16 protein-coding genes are annotated in these 17,920 nt (G+C 59.3%); 6 read left to right on the forward strand and 10 right to left on the reverse strand.

The window, feature by feature from the left end; all coding sequences use genetic code 11:
* The first annotated feature begins 137 nt into the window (after positions 1-137).
* The 4 genes from BLV20_RS26975 to BLV20_RS26990 all read left to right on the forward strand — a co-directional run bounded on the left by BLV20_RS26975 (position 138) and on the right by BLV20_RS26990 (position 4,021).
* The gene (locus BLV20_RS26975; protein WP_092305456.1) at positions 138-1,148 is read left to right on the forward strand and encodes a sulfate ABC transporter substrate-binding protein; all 1,011 of its coding nucleotides are present in this window, start codon (positions 138-140) and stop codon (positions 1,146-1,148) included.
* 178 nt (positions 1,149-1,326) lie between these two features.
* Positions 1,327-2,145 carry a sulfate ABC transporter permease subunit CysT gene (gene cysT, locus BLV20_RS26980; protein ID WP_092305457.1) on the forward strand — a complete coding sequence of 273 codons (819 nt, stop codon included), beginning with the start codon at positions 1,327-1,329 and terminating at the stop codon, positions 2,143-2,145.
* A gap of 13 nt (positions 2,146-2,158) precedes the next feature.
* Positions 2,159-3,028 carry a sulfate ABC transporter permease subunit CysW gene (gene cysW, locus BLV20_RS26985; RefSeq protein WP_092305458.1) on the forward strand — a complete coding sequence of 290 codons (870 nt, stop codon included), beginning with the start codon at positions 2,159-2,161 and terminating at the stop codon, positions 3,026-3,028.
* Positions 3,029-3,031: 3 nt separating this feature from the next.
* Entirely contained in the window at positions 3,032-4,021 is a 990-nt protein-coding gene (locus BLV20_RS26990) for a sulfate/molybdate ABC transporter ATP-binding protein (RefSeq protein WP_092305459.1), read from the forward strand.
* A 73-nt stretch (positions 4,022-4,094) separates the two neighbouring features.
* Here the strand turns inward: BLV20_RS26990 and BLV20_RS26995 are convergent, their stop codons facing one another.
* The gene (locus BLV20_RS26995; RefSeq protein ID WP_092305460.1) at positions 4,095-4,619 is read right to left on the reverse strand and encodes an Mpo1 family 2-hydroxy fatty acid dioxygenase; all 525 of its coding nucleotides are present in this window, start codon (positions 4,617-4,619) and stop codon (positions 4,095-4,097) included.
* 102 nt (positions 4,620-4,721) lie between these two features.
* Here BLV20_RS26995 and BLV20_RS27000 point away from each other — a divergent pair, with 102 nt between their 5' ends.
* Positions 4,722-5,408: a Crp/Fnr family transcriptional regulator gene (locus tag BLV20_RS27000; RefSeq protein ID WP_092305461.1), complete on the forward strand. Its 687-nt coding sequence runs from the start codon at positions 4,722-4,724 to the stop codon at positions 5,406-5,408.
* 132 nt (positions 5,409-5,540) lie between these two features.
* Here BLV20_RS27000 and BLV20_RS27005 read toward each other — a convergent pair whose 3' ends face one another.
* Positions 5,541-6,545, reverse strand: a complete 1,005-nt coding sequence (locus BLV20_RS27005) for an AraC family transcriptional regulator (protein ID WP_092305462.1) — start codon at positions 6,543-6,545, stop codon at positions 5,541-5,543.
* Between the two features lie 100 nt (positions 6,546-6,645).
* Here BLV20_RS27005 and BLV20_RS27010 point away from each other — a divergent pair, with 100 nt between their 5' ends.
* On the forward strand, positions 6,646-7,719 hold the full coding sequence (locus tag BLV20_RS27010; protein ID WP_092305463.1) for a fatty acid desaturase: 1,074 nt from the start codon (positions 6,646-6,648) through the stop codon (positions 7,717-7,719).
* Between the two features lie 95 nt (positions 7,720-7,814).
* Here BLV20_RS27010 and BLV20_RS27015 read toward each other — a convergent pair whose 3' ends face one another.
* The 8 genes from BLV20_RS27015 to tssI all read right to left on the reverse strand — a co-directional run.
* Positions 7,815-8,489, reverse strand: coding sequence for a hypothetical protein (locus tag BLV20_RS27015; protein WP_092305464.1), 675 nt, complete (start codon positions 8,487-8,489; stop codon positions 7,815-7,817).
* A gap of 257 nt (positions 8,490-8,746) precedes the next feature.
* Complete coding sequence (locus BLV20_RS27020) at positions 8,747-9,109, reverse strand: hypothetical protein (RefSeq protein WP_092305465.1); 363 nt, start codon at positions 9,107-9,109, stop codon at positions 8,747-8,749.
* Between the two features lie 28 nt (positions 9,110-9,137).
* On the reverse strand, positions 9,138-9,701 hold the full coding sequence (locus tag BLV20_RS27025; protein ID WP_092305466.1) for a hypothetical protein: 564 nt from the start codon (positions 9,699-9,701) through the stop codon (positions 9,138-9,140).
* A 221-nt stretch (positions 9,702-9,922) separates the two neighbouring features.
* Positions 9,923-10,339: a hypothetical protein gene (locus BLV20_RS27030; protein ID WP_092305467.1), complete on the reverse strand. Its 417-nt coding sequence runs from the start codon at positions 10,337-10,339 to the stop codon at positions 9,923-9,925.
* Between the two features lie 584 nt (positions 10,340-10,923).
* Positions 10,924-11,340 carry a hypothetical protein gene (locus BLV20_RS27035; protein ID WP_092305468.1) on the reverse strand — a complete coding sequence of 139 codons (417 nt, stop codon included), beginning with the start codon at positions 11,338-11,340 and terminating at the stop codon, positions 10,924-10,926.
* A gap of 1 nt (position 11,341) precedes the next feature.
* Complete coding sequence (locus tag BLV20_RS27040) at positions 11,342-16,300, reverse strand: RHS repeat-associated core domain-containing protein (protein ID WP_092305469.1); 4,959 nt, start codon at positions 16,298-16,300, stop codon at positions 11,342-11,344.
* Entirely contained in the window at positions 16,297-17,040 is a 744-nt protein-coding gene (locus BLV20_RS27045) for a DUF4123 domain-containing protein (RefSeq protein ID WP_092305470.1), read from the reverse strand. The genes BLV20_RS27040 and BLV20_RS27045 overlap by 4 nt, the downstream gene beginning before the upstream one ends.
* Positions 17,030-17,920, reverse strand: an 891-nt coding sequence (gene tssI, locus BLV20_RS27050) for a type VI secretion system tip protein TssI/VgrG (RefSeq protein ID WP_139192749.1), incomplete at its 5' end; no start/stop codon positions are given. The genes tssI and BLV20_RS27045, both read right to left, overlap by 11 nt.

A 17,920-nucleotide genomic window follows, 5' to 3' on the forward strand; every position in this document is an offset into this window, starting at 1 on the left:
AAGCCTGGAGAGCCCGACTGGTCAACCGGAGGGCGTCTCCATGATCCGCCGCCTGAATCCCGGCGTTCGGCCACGAATGCGGGCCTGATCCGCCATAAGAAAAATGCCAGCACATTAGAAATTTCGGGAGCTCCATCATGTCGTCGATTCGCCGTTATGCCCTGGCCGCCCTCGCCAGCGCTGTTTTTGCCGGTTCCGCCGTTGCCAAGGATTACGAGCTGCTCAATGTGTCCTACGACCCGACCCGTGAGCTGTATCAGGATTACAACGCCGAATTCGTCAGCTTCTGGAAAAAGCAGCACCCGGACGACAACGTCAAGATCCAGCAATCCCATGGCGGTTCGGGCAAGCAGGGCCGCGCGGTGATCGACGGCCTGCGGGCCGACGTGGTGACCCTGGCGCTGGCCGGCGACATCGACGAAATCGCCAAGCTCGGCAAGACCCTGCCGGCCGACTGGCAAACACACCTGCCGGATGCGAGCACGCCCTACACCTCGACCATCGTGTTCCTGGTGCGCAAGGGCAACCCCAAGGGCATCAAGGACTGGGGCGACCTGATCAAGAAAGACGTGTCGGTGATCACGCCGAACCCGAAAACCTCCGGCGGCGCCCGCTGGAACTTCCTTGCCGCCTGGGCCTATGGCCTCAAAGCCGGCGGCAGCGAAGCCCGTGCCCAGGAATACGTGAAGGAGCTGTTCAAGCACGTACCGGTGCTGGACACCGGTGCCCGCGGCTCGACCATCACCTTCGTCAACAACGGCCAGGGCGACGTGCTGCTGGCCTGGGAAAACGAAGCCTTCCTGGCGCTGAAGGAAGACGGCGGCGCCGACAAGTTCGACATCGTGGTGCCTTCGCTGTCGATCCTCGCCGAGCCGCCGGTGGCGGTGGTGGACAAGAACGCCGAGAAAAAGGGCAACAGCGAGATCGCCGAGGCCTACCTCAAGCACCTGTACAGCCCGGCCGGCCAGGAAATCGCGGCGAAGAACTTCTATCGCCCGCGGGACAAGGATGTCGCGGCCAAATACGCTCAACAGTTCCCGAAACTGGAGTTGGTGACCATCGACAAGGACTTCGCCGGCTGGAAAACTGCCCAACCGAAGTTCTTCAATGACGGCGGGGTGTTCGACCAGATCTACCAGGCACAATAAACAACACCGTCCACTGGAGGGGCGAGCGTGCCGGCGAAAAACTTCAAGGCTGCGCGTGCCTCGGACGGCCCGCGTTATCGTTGACGATCTTCGCGAGCAAGCCCGCTCCTGCAGGTGATTACGAGCCCGCATTCCCGTTGCGGGCTTTGCGTATCGGTTCCGCTAACCAAGGACTTTTATGTCGCGTCGTATTTCCCCCGTCATACCCGGCTTCGGGCTGACGCTGGGCTACACCTTGGTGTACCTCAGCCTGATTGTGCTCATACCCCTGGCGGCGATGTTCGTGCATGCCGCCCAACTCACCTGGGAGCAGTTCTGGGCCATTGTCTCGGCGCCGCGGGTTATCGCCGCGCTCAAGCTGAGCTTCGGCACGGCGCTGTATGCGGCCATCATCAACGGCGTGATCGGTACGCTGCTGGCCTGGGTGCTGGTGCGCTACACCTTCCCGGGGCGCAAGATCATCGATGCGATGATCGACCTGCCGTTCGCCCTGCCCACCGCCGTGGCCGGTATCGCGCTGACCGCGCTGTACGCGCCGACCGGCCTGGTCGGCCAGTTCGCCACCGACCTGGGTTTCAAGATCGCCTACACGCCCCTGGGCATCACCCTGGCGCTGACCTTCGTCACCCTGCCGTTCGTGGTGCGCACCGTGCAGCCGGTGCTGGCCGACATTCCCCGTGAGGTCGAAGAAGCCGCCGCGTGCCTCGGCGCGAAGCCCTGGCAGGTGTTCCGCCACATCCTGGTGCCGGCGCTGCTGCCGGCCTGGCTGACCGGCTTCGCCCTGGCCTTTGCCCGGGGCGTCGGCGAATACGGCTCGGTGATTTTCATCGCCGGCAACATGCCGATGAAAACCGAAATCCTGCCGCTGCTGATCATGGTCAAGCTCGACCAGTACGATTACACCGGCGCGACCTCCATCGGCGTGTTGATGCTGGTGGTTTCCTTTGTCCTGTTGCTGCTGATCAACCTGCTGCAGCGGCGCATCGAACGACCTTAAGGAGGCGCGAACCATGTCCCAATCGTCTATTGCGGCCTCTTCCGTCAACGCTGCCCGTCGCGGTAGCCCGACCTCGCGGCGCATCCTGATCGGCCTTGGCTGGCTGATCTTCGCCCTGTTCCTGCTGCTGCCGCTGTTTATCGTGGTGTCCCAGGGGCTCAAGCTCGGCCTCGGCGCGTTCTTCGCCGCGATCTTCGAGCCGGACGCGCTGTCGGCCCTGAAGCTGACGGTGATCGCCGTGCTGATCTCGGTGCCGCTGAACCTGGTGTTCGGCGTCAGCGCCGCCTGGTGCGTGAGCAAATACAACTTCCGCGGCAAGAGCATCCTGGTGACCCTGATCGACCTGCCGTTCTCGGTGTCGCCGGTGATCGCCGGCCTGGTCTACGTGCTGATGTTCGGCGCCCAGGGCCTGTTCGGGCCGTGGCTGTCGGACCACGACATCCAGATCGTCTTCGCCCTGCCGGGCATCGTCCTGGCGACCATCTTCGTCACCGTGCCCTTCGTCGCCCGTGAGCTGATCCCGCTGATGCAGGAGCAGGGCACCCAGGAAGAGGAAGCCGCACGGCTGCTGGGGGCCAATGGCTGGCAGATGTTCTGGCATGTGACCGTGCCGAACATCAAGTGGGGCCTGATCTACGGCGTGGTGCTCTGCACCGCGCGGGCCATGGGCGAGTTTGGCGCGGTGTCGGTGGTGTCCGGGCACATTCGCGGGGTCACCAACACCCTGCCGCTGCACGTCGAGATCCTCTACAACGAGTACAACCACGTCGCCGCGTTCGCCGTCGCGAGCCTGTTGCTGATCCTGGCGCTCTTCATCCTGCTGCTCAAGCAGTGGAGCGAAAACCGTATCAACCGCCTGCGCACCAGCGCCGCGGAGGAATGAATCATGTCGATCGAAGTCCGTAACGTCAGCAAGAACTTCAACGCCTTCAAGGCCCTGGATAACATCAACCTGGATATCCAGAGTGGCGAGCTGGTGGCGCTGCTGGGCCCGTCCGGCTGCGGCAAGACCACCCTGCTGCGGATCATCGCCGGCCTGGAAACCCCGGATGCCGGCAGCATCGTGTTCCACGGTGAAGACGTGTCCGGCCATGACGTGCGCGATCGCAACGTCGGTTTCGTGTTCCAGCACTATGCGCTGTTCCGCCATATGAGCGTGTTCGACAACGTCGCCTTCGGCCTGCGCATGAAGCCGAAGAACCAGCGCCCGAGCGAAAGCAGGATCGCCGAGAAGGTCCATGAGCTGTTGAACATGGTGCAGCTGGACTGGCTCGCCGACCGCTACCCGGAGCAGCTGTCCGGCGGCCAGCGCCAGCGGATCGCCCTGGCCCGCGCCCTGGCGGTGGAGCCCAAGGTGCTGCTGCTGGACGAACCCTTCGGCGCCCTGGATGCCAAGGTGCGCAAGGAACTGCGGCGCTGGCTGGCGCGGCTGCACGAAGACATCAACCTGACGTCGGTATTCGTTACCCACGACCAGGAAGAAGCCATGGAAGTGGCGGACCGTATCGTGGTGATGAACAAGGGCGTGATCGAGCAGATCGGCTCGCCGGGCGAAGTGTATGAAAACCCGGCCAGCGACTTCGTCTACCACTTCCTCGGCGACTCCAACCGCCTGCACCTGGGCGAGGACAACCATGTGCTGTTCCGCCCGCACGAAGTGTCGCTGTCACGCTCCGAACTGGCCGACCACCACGCCGCCGAAGTGCGCGATATCCGTCCGCTGGGCGCCACCACGCGGGTGACCCTGAAGGTCGAAGGGCAGAGCGAACTGATCGAGGCCGAAGTGGTGAAAGACCATGACAGCCTGGTCGGGCTGGCCAAGGGCGAGACGCTGTTCTTCAAGCCCAAGGTCTGGCAGAAAGTCGCCAATATCTAAAAAGGCAAAGGCATCGCGGGCAAGCCTCGCTCCTACAGAAGAAACAGGAGCGAGGCTTGCCCGCGATTGCGATCTAAATCGGCGCACGCTTCGGATTGACCCGCACCCCTCCCGCCCGCGCCTCGATCTCATGCTTGAGCGCCTGGCGCAGCCCCAGCAGAAACGCCAGCTCCGCCACTACGAACAACGGCCCGACGATCAGCCCCGAGATATCGTCGACAAAGGCCGGCTTGCGCCCTTCGTAGTAATGGCCGACGAACTGGATCGCCCAGCCGATCACGAACATGCCGACCCCGCTGGCCAGCCAGACCAGGGTGCTTTGTTGCGCCAGCCCATGGCCGGCCCATACCGACAGCCCCATCAGCAGCGTCATCAGCAGGCCCAGGCGCAGCTCCAGGCGCAAGTAGAACACGCAGGACGCCAGCGCCAGCAGCAGCGCCGGCGACAGCCACAGCCCGGCGACCGGCCAGGCCGGACGCGACAGCAGCACCGCCACGGCCAGCACAATCAGCGGAATGCCGATAAAGTGGCTGGCGATGTTGCGCGGATCACGGTGGTAGGCGGCGTATTGACTGAGATGGTCGACGAGGCTTTTCATTGTTGTTCCTCCTGTAGGGTGATCGAATCATGCCCTGCGCCGGTCGCCGGCTCTGTCGGCTAGGCGACAATCGGCTCGCTGCCCGTGTGGATAACGCTATCGATGAATATGCAGGTCTGGCGCGAGCGCCTGATGAGCGGCCAGTGGTTCAGCCACTTGCCTGCTCATTTACAGAATAGCCTTCTGGCCAGGGCCCGTTTGCGCCCGCTGAGCGCCGGCCAGCGCCTGTTCCAGCGCGGCGATCCGCCTTGCGGCCTGTATGCGGTGCTGCAAGGCACGGTGCGCATCGGCGCGGTCAGCGAAGAGGGCAAGGAGGCGCTGCTGAGCCTGGTGGAGGCGCCGCACTGGTTCGGCGAGATCTGCCTGTTCGACGGCCAGCCGCGCACCCATGACGCCTATGCCGTGGGCCCGTGCAGCCTGCTCAATGTGCCCCAGGCGGCGTTGCTCGAACTGCTGGACGAGCACCCGCAATACTGGCGGCAGCTGGCGCTGTTGATGAGCCATAAACTGCGCCTGGCCTTTATCAACCTCGAACAGCTGAGCCTGATGCCGGCGCCGGCGCGAGTGGCCAACCGCTTGCTGATGATCGCCCGTGGCTACGGCGAAACCGAGACCCTGCGGCGGGTCCTGCACCTGCCCCAGGAGCAGCTGGCGCTGATGCTTTCGCTGTCGCGCCAGACCACCAACCAGATCCTCAAGGAGTTGCAGGGGCAGGGCATTCTCAAGCTGGGTTACGGCGAGATCGAGATCCTCGACGAAGCGCGGTTGCGGGCAGTGGCTGGGGTTTGACCGTCAGATCGCTTTCGCGGGCAAGCCTCGCTCCTACAGATCGGCGTCGTTCGTAAATGGCACGAACGACACAACCCTGTAGGAGCGAGGCTTGCCCGCGATAAGTCCCGCACCGACACCGCCAATCCACGGCTAACGCAACCCATCGCGAAACTGCCCCGGGGTCATCCCGGTCCAGCGTTTGAATGCGCGGCTGAAGCTGCTGGCGTCGGCGAAACCCAGCAGATAACTGATTTCGCTCAGGGAGCACTGCGGATCGCGCAGGTGCAGCAGGGCGAGGTTCTCCCTGCATTCGTTGAGCAGCGTGTCGAAGCGGCAACCCTCGTCCGCCAGGTGGCGCTGCAGGCTGCGCAGGCTCAGGTGCAGGGCCTGGGCCACACGTTCGGCCGAGGGCTCGCCTTCCGGCAGCTGGGCCTCGATGACACCGCGCACCTTGCGCTCCCAGGTCAAGGGTTGCAGCTGCGCTAAGGTGCGCTTGAGCACCGTTTCGTTGTGCTCGGCCAGTTCCGGGTTGGCGTCGTCCAGGTGGCTGTCGAAATCGTGCAGGCCGAACTCCAGGCGGTCCTCGTCGGCGCTAAAGAACACTGGCGCGCGAAACACCGAATGCCATTGCCGGGCGTCTTCCGGCTCGGGGCGCCGCAGGTACACCGCCAGTGGCGCATAGTCGCGGCCCAGGCGGTTGCGGCAGGTGCGCACGTAAATCGCGATAAAGGCGTCGATGGCCTCGACCGCCGGCTCCGGGTTGCCCTCGGGGACTTTCAGGCGAAAGCGGTAGCGGTCCTCGGTACGGGTCAGCTCCAGTTCCAGGGCATCGCTGACCACCTGGTGATAGCGCACGATGCGCTCGAACACTTCCCGCAGGCTGCCGCTGGCCACCAGCGCATAGCCCAGGGCGTGAAAAGTGGTCGGGCTGACAAAACGCGAGACCCGCAGGCCTATGGCCGGGTCGCCGCTGGCCTGCACCGCCAACTGCCACAACCGCGTGGTGCCGGACAGCGGGTAGCGGGCGTTGGGGTCGTCCATCAGTTGCGGGTCGAGCCCGGCCTGCTGGCACAAGGCGATGCTGTCCAGGCCCAGGGCATCGAGCTGCTTGCGCAGGGCGCGGGTCCAGCTGGCGAGGGAAGTGGGTTCGGTCATGGTGGTTGGCGCGTCCGGTCAACAGGTTGGCGTCCGCGGCTAGCGCCTGGAGCACGAGCCCAAGGCAGGATGCGAACATCAATAACCAGAGGATGGAAGCATGCACGGTACTTCTGCAAGTCCCGACCGGCTGAATGCACAGCAACGATCGGCGCGTATTCGCGAGGTGGTGCTGGCCAGGGGCGTCGAGTTGCGCGAGCGTTACCCGCTGCTCAAGCATCAGGATGCGTTGGGCGCGGGCATCCTGGCCTTGGCCCTGGCCGGGATGATCGGTTCGGCGGCGCTCTACATCGGCGGCTACATGGCATGGTGGGCCTGCCTGCTGCTCAATGCATTTTTCGCCTCCCTGACCCATGAGCTGGAACACGACCTGATCCACAGCATGTATTTCCGCAAGCAGCGCATCCCGCACAACCTGATGCTGGCGCTGGTCTGGCTGGCGCGGCCGAGCACCATCAACCCGTGGATCCGCCGTCATCTGCACCTCAATCACCACAAGGTGTCCGGCACCGAGGCCGACATGGAGGAGCGCGCCATCACCAACGGCGAACCCTGGGGCATCGCCCGCTTGCTGATGGTTGGCGACAATCTCATGTCGTCATTGATCCGCACCCTGCGCGCCAGGACCTGGGCGCACAGGCGCAGCATCCTCAAGCGCACCCTCAAGGTGTATGCGCCGCTGGCATTGCTGCATTGGGGCGCCTGGTATGTGTTTCTCGGCTTCCACGCCGCCAATGGCGTCGCCGCGCTGCTGGGGGCGCCGATCGACTGGTCGGCCAATACCCTGGCGGTGATGCAGGTGCTCGACATCGCCGCGGTGGTGATCATCGGCCCCAACGTGCTGCGCACCTTCTGCCTGCACTTCGTCAGCTCGAACATGCATTACTACGGCGACATCGAGGCGGGCAACGTGATCCAGCAGACCCAGGTGCTCAATCCCTGGTGGCTGTGGCCGCTGCAGGCGTTCTGCTGCAACTTCGGCAGCACCCACGGCATCCACCACTTTGTGGTCAAGGAACCCTTCTACATCCGCCAGCTGACCGCCCCGGTGGCGCACAAGGTAATGGCCGAGATGGGCGTGCGCTTCAACGATTTCGGTACCTTCGGCCGGGCCAACCGCTTTACCCGCCAGGAGCGGGCGGCGGCGCAGGCGGTGCGGGGGGCGAGGGCGTGAACTGGCATTGAAGGTGCAAACATCCGTAGGAGCGAGGCTTGCCCGCGATTCGTCCGCCCTGACCCACCTCGGCGTCCACATCGCGGGCAGACGGCTTATTTGCAGCGGTAGCCTTCCGGCATGGTCACCGTGTAATTGCGCTGCACGCGGTCGCGCAAATTCAGGTTCTGCAGGCCTTGTTCCACCAGGAAGGCCTCGACCTTGCCGTTCTGGCAGTCCTCGTTATAGGAAGACACCCGCAGCAGATACACCGCACGTCGGCTGGCTTCGTCCCGGGCCGTCGCGGTAAAGGTCGAAAGGGTGGTGTAGCCGGTGCGTTCCGAGGTGCCTACCGGCCCGTAAGACGTATTGGGCGTGCTGGTGCAGACCAGCTTTTCCTTCTTTTTCTTGCCATCCTTGCACACCGTGGAAGTGCTGTTCAGCACCTGGCCGTAGTCGGTGGCGGTGTAGCGGTAAGTGACTTGCTTGCTGTGGATATCGAGGCTGACCGTCATCTTGATCGGCGCATGCTTCTTGGGCAGCGACGCATCGGTAAACACCTCGCGGAAGCCCTGGTCCTTCAACGCACTGACCATATCGCGCAGGTAATAACGGGCATTCAGCGAGTTTTCGTCATCCCCCGTCGCGACCGTCACCAGCACCGGCGCCTGCCGGTCGAAGGCATAGTCCGGATCGGGCGTGCCATTGAGTGCGACCTCGTACTTGGTGGCACAGCCGGTGAGCAGGGTGGAAAGCAGCAGGAGTAGCGGGTAAAGCGTGTATCGAGTCATGGGGGCTTCGTTGTGTTGCGGGAAGTGGATAGGGATTAGACGGATGAAGGCGGGAATAAACAAATAAAGGGTGAGGGAGCAGTAGGTCCGACAGGTTTTTTCGTATTGAAAGGCGGCTTCGCTTGTAAGCAGATTCCCGTAGAGCATGGTTAAGGGGAAGCATGAGCAGCTTGTAGAGGCGGTAATGTTCCCGTCACCCAGCGTCCCGCTGTTGCCTGAGTCGCATGCCTGTCATGACTGCGAGATGTTGGTATTGATCAATCTTCCGTTGAGAATCTTGCTCTCAATGTTTTGCATTTTAGCAAAATGCTATCACGGTCTAACATGGCGTTATTGTCGCACCAGCTGCTGATGGCAGAGGCTCCGTCAGAAAATGGAAGTACTACGTGCTCGCCCATGAACTCGAATGCTATTCCTTCTTTCAGGTATTCGGGGATGTTTTCAAAGTCCTCATCAGTACTGAGATAAATTCCCGACATGTCGATGCCGAAACCCTCCGAAGTTACGAGCTTGTCTAGCGCTACAGGTAGAAAGCTTGGGATGGTCAGGGAGGAAGAGTCTTTGAGGTCGAGGAGGCAGTTGTGGATGATGCTTTTTTGTCTGAGCGTCAGTGTGTTCATTAGCCTGTACTACTGATTGAACTTTATGTCAGTCACATTGGGTGACTATATAGACGCGATCATCAGGGGCTGATGTTTTACTTCCAAAGAAGTATATTTCGTTCTGGTTGAATAAAGTGTAGTTTCTTTTTGTTCGGGGCTTGTTTTCGCCAAAAATATCCATTTCCTGTTGTGGCGGGGCGGTATCAATAATCGGAAATGACTGCTCTCCATGTACTTGCAATAAAAAGTCCAAGGCTGCTCCCTTGTACTGGGCCGGTGTTTCATCACCCATGAGCCACTTGGGCTTATCACCAGCCCAACCGAATACATCGCTGCCTTTGCTATGGCTAAAGGCTAAGGGAGTCATTGCGACTCGGATTGGGTAGTCATTCGCATAGGTTTTTTCTTCATTCTTGAAAAGAAAGGCGGCGAAATATTTTTGGTAATCGCTTAAGAAATTGTCTGGAATTGTCGCTCCCAGTAGTGGGATCTTGAGCATTTCAGGAATCGTATAGTCTTCGTTGAAGTCCTCGGTCGCGGCAAAAATACTTAGTGTGTGGCCATGTAGTGAATGAGCCTCTGGGAATTGCAGAGTGAAGTAAAAGCTCATCAAACTGCCGTTGGGGCTTTTGGGTATGCTCATTCCTTGGGGAAGGGCTGGTTTTCCTCCGATGTATGAAGCGGATTCGGTTTTTTGGGTTCTATTTATGTACATGGATTTAAATTGATTTTCCTGAAGAGTAGACTTTTACTGGTTTTGAGGGGGGAGCGCTTTTTGATGCCACAAGATTATGCTTCTAATAGGTAACGGGGTTGACAGGCCGAAGACTCTTACCAAGTTGATGGGGCTTCAATGCTCGCTTTGGCTAAATCGCTCTTCCATTTTTCGTTTGCCAGCCTCAAGATCTCTTCGAAAAAAGCTTTTGGGTTTTTCATTTCGTTCCATCCTGAAGGAAGCGACGAATATTCTTCGGGATCATCTTCAAGTAGCTTGTTAAAGTCGAAGTTCTTATCAAGTAATGCATTTTCCAAAGATTTCAAAAGAACAAATTTATGTCTATATGAAAGGTTTTCGTGTCTGTTAAGGCAATATTTCTCTATCAGCTCGATACGATCTTTTGGATCTTCCAGATTGTAAGTTTCGAGTTCAGTTCCTAGAGTTTCCTCTCTGTCGTAGATATCAAATCCACCTAAGAAATACGCTGGCGTTGGACAGTAGGGAATACCTGAGTCTTTATCTAATAACATCAAAGCCTCATTTAGTCAGGAATGCGGTACGCTGAGTCGAGTTTCACCTCAGCCCCATTCATGCTGTCATTATAGTGTGGATTAGTCTTGTACTTCTTATTTGGTGTGTAGCCTCTATCTGCACTAGATATCTCCATTCGAACGATATCATTACCGACAGGCATAAAAATACCAGCTGTTCACATAGCGACATTTGCATGTCTCGATCATATTTGGTCTGTAAAAACCGGTCACTGATTTTGCAGCGACTTGAAGATGCTATCTGGGCAGAGAGGGGGGCTACAAGCTGGCAGAAGTCGATTTGTTTTGTAGGAAAGGTCTCTGAATGTGTTACATTGATTTCTCGCTTGAAATGAATCTGAGTGTTGTTCTGTTATTGTTTTTAGTCGAAGTTTTGTCGGTGGGTTTTCTTTAGAGGTCATACCAAGTTTCTCTTGGTCTTTTTACATTTTTCATTTTTGCCCCTCAAGCGGATTTGGCCAATAAATTCGTACATCACCCCAACCTACTTCGGGGTAGGGTTTCTATCTGTCTTGGCTAGAGCTGAGTATGAACTATTGTCTTTTATTTTTCTGATCTACGACCTACCATTCGGACTGATCTTCTGATGCGGCTTTGATAAGATCGTTATGCCATTTTTCTTTCGAGTTTTTGAGTATTCTTTCAAAAAAACCATATGCGTCTTTAATTTCGGTTTCGTCCCATGCGATAGTTCTAGGGTCGTCGTAGTCGCTTTCAAAAAGTAGATTGAAATCTGTTTCTCTTTTAAGTAGTGCGTTTTCTAGATTTTTAATGAGGACGAATTTGTGTCTGTATGAAAGATAGTTTAAAGCTGGAAGTATGTAGAGGTTTATGATTTTCTCTCTGTCTTCAGCATTGTTTGGATTGTATTTTTGTAATTCCTCACCAAGAGTATGCTCGCGATCGTAGATCTCTATTCCTCTAAGAAGAGCCGATAGGTGAGGCTCATATGGTACGTCTGAGAAAGGGTGTTTTAACAAGTTATCTCTCCTTCACTGGAAATGCAGTATAGGGCCGAGTCGGGTCATCCGCATCAAACTTGATTTCAGCGCCATTCATTGGGTCTACCCGAATTGGGTTTTGTGCATCTCGCTTGTTTGGCTTGTACCCTTTACCTGATCCAGGCTGTTCGATTCTGACAACAGGGTTGTCATTTCCATCGAAGCCCGTATGTGCGGGCAAACCACGTCTTACTCGGGTAGTCGCTTCGTTGATTGCATGCATCTGCAATTTCCAGCTATTAAATTGAGAGCTTGAGTTTCTTTTGCCTCTTCTACCCGTTATTGGATCGCTGCCGTCAATCGCTCTTTGTTTCATGGTCGCATCGGGGATGTCTGGTCCGTGTTTTCCAATGGTGTGCATATCATATTTAGCTTCAAATTCCTGAACACGGCGTTTTGCATTTGCCTCAGACAGCTCCTCAATTCGAGCTTGACGTTGCTGCGACGTCATTTGAGGAGCAGGAGCTTTTGGACTCCCTTCATCCACTGTTGCCTTAGCCTCGGGATTTGCGGGAGGGCTTGCTTTACCTCCATCCTGGCCTAGACATCCATTCAACCCTAACGGATCCACCCACCCCGTAGGGTTAGGCACGTACTGGTAGTTATTCAACCCCCCTGCCAGCTTGATCGGGTCCGGCGTCAAGAACCGTCCAGAGCTCGGATTGTAGTAGCGATGGCGGTTGTAGTGCAGTCCGGTTTCCGTATCGAAGTACTGGCCCTGGAAACGCAGCGGGTTGTCGATTTCGGAAACGTCCAGCGCGGCCAGATTGCCATAAGCGCGGTACTTCGCCGACCACATGATCTCGCCACTATAGGCGGTCAACTCCTGCGGCGTGCCGAGGTGGTCGAGTTGGTAGTAGAACGGTGTGGCCTGGGCCGGGCCTTCGCCATCGAGCATGGCCAAGGGGCGGAAGGTGCCGGGTTCGTAGAGGTAGCTGCGATAGCGGTTTTCACCACTCTCGGCAATCAGTCGTTCGCCCTGCCAGAGGAACTCGGTAGTGCGGCCGTCGACGGTTTTGGCGATGCGACGGCCAAAAGCGTCGTACTTGTAAGTGGCGGTGCTGCCGCCCGGCAGGCTGACGCCGATCAACCGGTGCTGGCAGTCGTACTGGTATTCGGTGACCAGCTTCTGGCCCGCGCCGCGGCGTTCGCGGCTGAGGTTGCCGAAGGCGTCGTAGTCGTAATGCCGGTCGCCTTGCATTAGCAGGCGGTTGCCTTTGACGTTGGCCAGGTTGGCGGCGGGTTGGTCGCCCTGGCCGAGCAGGTTGCCGGCGGGGTCGTGGGCGAAGCTTTCCGGGGTGGCGCCACGTACGTTGATCAGGCGATCCAGCGGGTCGTAGTGATAACGCAGGTTGCCCTTGCGGCTGTCGTCGATACCGGCGAGGTTGCCGTTGGCGTCGTAGGCATAGGCGCGGTGGTAGAGGCTCTGATGCTGGCCGTGCCGTTGCTGGCTGACGCTGTGGGCCTGCAGGCGGCCTTGTTCGTCGTACTGGTACTGGCTGAGCAGCAGGCCCTGCTGGCGTTGCTGTTCGCGCCCGGCGTTGAACTGGTGGCTGGTCAGGCGCGAGCCGTTGAGGTCGATACTACTGAGCTGGCCGCCAAGGGCATGGCGGTAGTCGAGCTTGCTGCCATCGGGCAGGCGGCAATGGCTGAGCTGGCCGAGCTTGTCGTACTCGTAGCGCAGGGTGCCCCAGCCCTGGTGTTCGGTGATCAGGCGGTCTTGCAGGTCGTATTCGTAGGCCAGCGGCCAGTGGCCGTCGTCGACATTCACCAGGCGCCCGAGGGCGTCGTAGCTGTAGTGGATTTCTTCGCCATCGGCCAGGGTTTTCACCAGCAGGCGGCCAGCGGCATCGCGCTGATATTCGGTGACCAGCTCGCTGCCGTCGTCGCCGAATTCGGTTTTCTTCAGCAGGTTGCCGTTGAGGTCATAGGCGTAGGCGGTGCTGCGTCCATCGAAGCCGGTTTCCTGCTGGATCAGGCCGTTGGGGTAGTAATCCAGGTGGTACTGCTCGCCGCGCTCGTTCTCGATATCGGTGAGCAGCAGGCGTGCGTTGTCGTAGCGATAACGCAACTGGCTGCCGTCCGGGTTGATGCGGCGGCTAACCAGGTGCAGGTTGTCGGCATATTCGTAGCGTGTGATACGGCCTAGCTCGTCGCGCTCGGCGGTGACTTTGCCGTAGGCGTTGTAGCTGAAGGCGCGGGTGGCGCCGCCGGGCAGGGTGATCTGTGCCAGACGGTTAGCGGCGTCCCACTGGTACTGGGTGATGGCGCCGCTTTCGTCCTGACGGGTGATCTGCCGGCCGAGGGCGTCATAGCGGTATTTTCGCTGGCCGCCGTCGGGCAGGCGTTCTTCCAGCAGTTGGCCGAGGCCGTTCCAGCCCAGTTGATGGCGGCTGCCGTCGGGGTGGGTGATTTCCAGCAGGCGGCCCTGGCGGTCATAGCTGTAGTGGGTTTCGTTGCCGTCGGGGTCGGTCTGTTGGGTGATGTCGCCTTGATCGTTGCGTTCGTATTTCCACTGCGCGTTGCCGCGTCGAACTTCGATGAGATGACCATCGAAATAATTGTAATAGGTGGATTCGTCCTCTGGAGGAATCACGGCGATCAGGCGCCCGGCCTCACTGTACTCGTATGTGGTGATGGCCCCGAGAGGGTCTTTTTCGGCGATCAGGCGACCTTTTTCATCGTAGGCTTTTTGCGTTTCCGCACCGTCAGGGGTGGTCTGGCTGACCAGCCGCGCATTCTCGTCGTGCACGTAGACCTGTTCGCTGCCATCGGCGTTGATAACGGTGACCGTACCTTCGTCGTCCCACACATAGCGCGCATCGATCTGCGATAGGTTGGACCACTGGCGGATACAACGGGCTGCCTTGCCTTCGTATTCCCACTCCCAGCAGAAGCTCGCACCACCGGCCAGTTGGCGTTGCTGAATGACATGCTGCTCGTCATAGCGATAGCGTTCGACTTCACCCATCGCATTGGTGGCGCTGATCAGCTGGTTGTGTTCGTTGTACTGGTAGCTGACCAGGGTCTGAACCGTCAGCCAGGGTTCCTGGCGCTCACCTTGTTCGTTGTAGTCGGGACGTCGCTGCTGATAGTCGACTGCGGCGATATGGCGGTCGTCGTAACGCAAAAACAGGGAGCGGCCTGCGCCATTGTCGATGCGCTGGATGCGATCGACCAGGTCGTAGCTGACGTGCAGCTGGTTGTCGTAGGCATCGCTAATGGTGGTCAGGCGCCCGGCACGGAAGTGATAAAAGCGCGCGCCTTGCCCGGCTTGGGTCAGGATCAGTTCGCCCGGAGCATCCCCCAGATAGATGGCGGCCTCGGCCAGGCTATTGGTAATGGCCGGACGCTGTTCGGTCGGCAGTGGAAACTGGGTTTGGCGATTTTCGTTGTCAGTCCACAGCACGCCCTCATCGTTGATTTGCAACCGATGGGACAACGAGTGGCTCCAGCCGAAACCCAGGCGGTTGTCGATTTCCACCGCACTGGTGCGGTACAGCCGCGTCCATTCCAAGGGCAGCAGGCCATCGAGTTCACCATCGGTGAGGGTCAGCAGTTCCTCACCGGTGACCATCGAGATGGGGTCACCTTCGCAGCGAGTGTCTTTTGTGCACCGCGCTGGTTTATCCGCCGGGTTTGTAGACTGCTTGGGGGCATCACTGACGGGTTCATTTTGCTCGGCGCGAGTGGCGGGCTTTTTCTTACCGCGAGCCTGGATCTGCGCATCGGTTTCCACGGTGCCGCCAGAGCCTTTAGGCTTGCTCTTGGGCGCTGTGGCTGTCGCTGCGGGCTTGGGTGGGGCTATCTCTACACTAGCCTTGCGACCAGGGTTCAATGCGGCGTTGCCATTGAGCAGCAATGGCCTGGCTGCCTCAGTGTGGCCAGCTGCGTTCTTCTTGCTGGTTTTCATCAGCAGGGAAGTGAAGTCTTCGATCAGCTTCAGCACTTTGCCGCTGTTTTGCGTGGCCTTGAGTGCCTTGGTGCCAACCCGTACGGCCAGACCAATACCTCCGGTGAGCACAATCCCGATCAGGATGTTCAGCAACACTTCGGTGGTCAGCTCGGCCAGCACTTCCATGCAGGTTTGTGGTGGCAGCATCTTCACCCAGGCGACAATCGCCGACACGTAGATCCACATCAGTGGCTCGTCGCTGGCAATCAGCAGGGCGGTATGGATGGCGCTTTTCGAGGCGTTGTAGATCTTCTTGATTTCTTCCTCGGTGAAGAACTTTTTCAGCTTCTGGTAGTTTTCCCGAGGGTGGGCCACCAGGTTGTAGAGGCTCTTGATATCGCCCCACAAACCCATGATGGCCTTCAGGAAACCCTTCCAGGCCGACTCTAGCTGCTGTAGCGCCCGGCCGCCGATGGAAGCCTTGTTATGGGCCTTCCACAGCGGCAGGAAGTCGGTACTCCATTCGGTTTGCAGCCAGCCGCTCAGGTCGCCAATCACGCCCTGATAAGAGTTGAACAGCGAGTCGATTTGCGCACGGGTCGGGTTGGGAAAGAAAGTGATTTTGTATTGCTGGTTGGGCTTGAGCCCCGTGACTTCCTTGATGCCGCTGGGGCCGATGGTGACGTTGATGGCAGCACCGGCCTCGTTCTTGCCGTAGACCATGCCATCGACCACTGGCACCAGGCGTACCGGCGTATTGCCGATCGGTACGAAACGCGCGGATTCAAAGCTGTGCACCAGCTTGAGCTTGCCGTTGGCCGGGCAATTCGCGTAAAGATCAGCGCTGCGTTTGCTGTCTTTGTCCTGGGTGGCTACTTCGTCACCGACTTGGAACTGCTGTTCAGCGTCCAGCACGCCGCCGTACCAGGCTTCGGCTTGAGCACGATAGTCGGCCAGGCATTTCTTGAAGTCGCGGATGATGACTTGAGCATCCGGTTGTTTAGCCGTCAGGTTAACGGCGAATTCCCCCAACAAAATGCTCATGCAACCACCTCATTTTCCAAATGGGCTTTCAATAGCCCGGTGTAGTTTTCTTCCGTGAGAGGGGTGCGTTTTACGAAACGTGCCACCTTCTGCCGCAGGTTGGATTCGGGGAACGAGAAATACAGCTCGGCGTGGTCTTCCAGCAGCCACTGCATCATGTTGTCGATCACAGTACCGGGGTCATCCTCGGCGAGCTTCTTGACCAGCGCTTCCGGCACTTCCCACCAGGGAAATGGCTTCGGCGGCTTGACCACGCCCTGGCCGACGTTCAGTGCCCGGCCATTGATCAGGTAGCGGTCGAATATCGGCAGGACTTGGGGGGCGCCTTCGCCCAACCCCTCCAAAATCGGATAGATATGCCGCCCATCCCAAAACCGGAAAAACACCTCCGCCCCATCCGGCATCTTCACCTGGGTCAGGCTGCGCAGGTGTTCAAATACCACTGCCGGTTCGCAGTGGGAGACGGCGAGCCAGCCCCAGTCGTCGGCGTCGGTTTCGGCGATCCAGTCGAGGAAGCTTGAGGTCGGTTTGAGTTCGGCGAGGTAAGGCATGACCGGCTGCCAATCGGCGTAGGGCGTGCCGCTCCAGATCGCGGTCAGGCCGCTGGTGCCCTGGCTTTGGTAGAAGTCCTTGAGCGGATCGGCGTCGCTGGCGTTGCTGATCACCAGGTACAGGCGTTCGTCGGCTTGCAGGGGCTGGCGGGCGAGCCAGGCCTGGGGTGTCAGGCGATCAGATGGCACAGGCACCGTCCTTGCACTTTTCGCACTCTTCGCAGAAAGGCGCGTTGCGTTTGAGGGTGTTGATTTGCGCCGGGGTCAACAGGGCGCCGGCCTTGTCGGCGTCGGCCTGCTTCAGCACGCCGGGCATCAATGGCGCGGCGCCGGAGCCGCTGCCCGGGCCGCCGCCGGAGTTGACCTTGACCTGCGGGCCGCTGATGGTCACGCCGCCGGCGTCGAGCTTGATGAAGCTGCCGCCGCCCTTGAGGGTCAGCTCGCTGCCGGCCTCCATGACGACCTTCATCCCGGCATTGAGGTGGATCTCCTGGCCGGCTTCGATGAACTGCCCAGTACCGATCTTGATGTGCTGGTTCACGCCGACGGTGAGGTGGTCGCTGGCGCGCGCTTCGACCTTGCGGTCGGCGTGCACGGTGTGGTGTTCCTCGGCCTTGAATTCGCTGTAGCTGTTGGCCTCGACCGTGTCGTGGCGTTCGTTGCCGACGCGGATCTTCTGGTCGTGCTCGACGTTCTCGTCCCAGTCGCGCTGGGCGTGCAGGAAGATCTGTTCCTGGCCCTTCTTGTCCTCGATGCGCAGCTCGTTGTAGCCGCCACCACCGGGGCTGCTCAGGGTCTTGAAGGTGCTGCGGGTCTTGTTCGCCGGCAACTCGTAGGGGACGACGTTTTCCTTGTGGTACAGGCAGCCGCTGATCAACGGCTGGTCGGGGTCGCCCTCGAGGAAGGTCACCAGCACTTCCATGCCGATCCGCGGGATGGCGATGCCGCCGTACTGGGCGCCGGCCCAGGCGCTGGAGACGCGCAGCCAGCAGCTGGTCTTGTCGTCGGCCTGGCCTTCGCGGTCCCAGTGGAACTGCACTTTCACCCGGCCGTATTGGTCGCAGTGGAT

Origin of the sequence: Pseudomonas sp. NFIX28, from assembly GCF_900107395.1 — a bacterium.
In the GTDB taxonomy this organism is placed as follows: domain Bacteria; phylum Pseudomonadota; class Gammaproteobacteria; order Pseudomonadales; family Pseudomonadaceae; genus Aquipseudomonas.

Bases quoted from the DNA above. Each gene is read 5' to 3' on its own strand.
- BLV20_RS26975 (WP_092305456.1), top strand. From the start codon at position 138: ATGTCGTCGATTCGCCGTTATGCCCTGGCCGCCCTCGCCAGCGCTGTT.
- cysT (WP_092305457.1), top strand. From the start codon at position 1,327: ATGTCGCGTCGTATTTCCCCCGTCATACCCGGCTTCGGGCTGACGCTG.
- cysW (WP_092305458.1), top strand. From the start codon at position 2,159: ATGTCCCAATCGTCTATTGCGGCCTCTTCCGTCAACGCTGCCCGTCGC.
- BLV20_RS26990 (WP_092305459.1), top strand. From the start codon at position 3,032: ATGTCGATCGAAGTCCGTAACGTCAGCAAGAACTTCAACGCCTTCAAG.
- BLV20_RS26995 (WP_092305460.1), bottom strand. From the start codon at position 4,619: ATGAAAAGCCTCGTCGACCATCTCAGTCAATACGCCGCCTACCACCGT.
- BLV20_RS27000 (WP_092305461.1), top strand. From the start codon at position 4,722: ATGAATATGCAGGTCTGGCGCGAGCGCCTGATGAGCGGCCAGTGGTTC.
- BLV20_RS27005 (WP_092305462.1), bottom strand. From the start codon at position 6,545: ATGACCGAACCCACTTCCCTCGCCAGCTGGACCCGCGCCCTGCGCAAG.
- BLV20_RS27010 (WP_092305463.1), top strand. From the start codon at position 6,646: ATGCACGGTACTTCTGCAAGTCCCGACCGGCTGAATGCACAGCAACGA.
- BLV20_RS27015 (WP_092305464.1), bottom strand. From the start codon at position 8,489: ATGACTCGATACACGCTTTACCCGCTACTCCTGCTGCTTTCCACCCTG.
- BLV20_RS27020 (WP_092305465.1), bottom strand. From the start codon at position 9,109: ATGAACACACTGACGCTCAGACAAAAAAGCATCATCCACAACTGCCTC.
- BLV20_RS27025 (WP_092305466.1), bottom strand. From the start codon at position 9,701: ATGAGCTTTTACTTCACTCTGCAATTCCCAGAGGCTCATTCACTACAT.
- BLV20_RS27030 (WP_092305467.1), bottom strand. From the start codon at position 10,339: ATGTTATTAGATAAAGACTCAGGTATTCCCTACTGTCCAACGCCAGCG.
- BLV20_RS27040 (WP_092305469.1), bottom strand. From the start codon at position 16,300: ATGAGCATTTTGTTGGGGGAATTCGCCGTTAACCTGACGGCTAAACAA.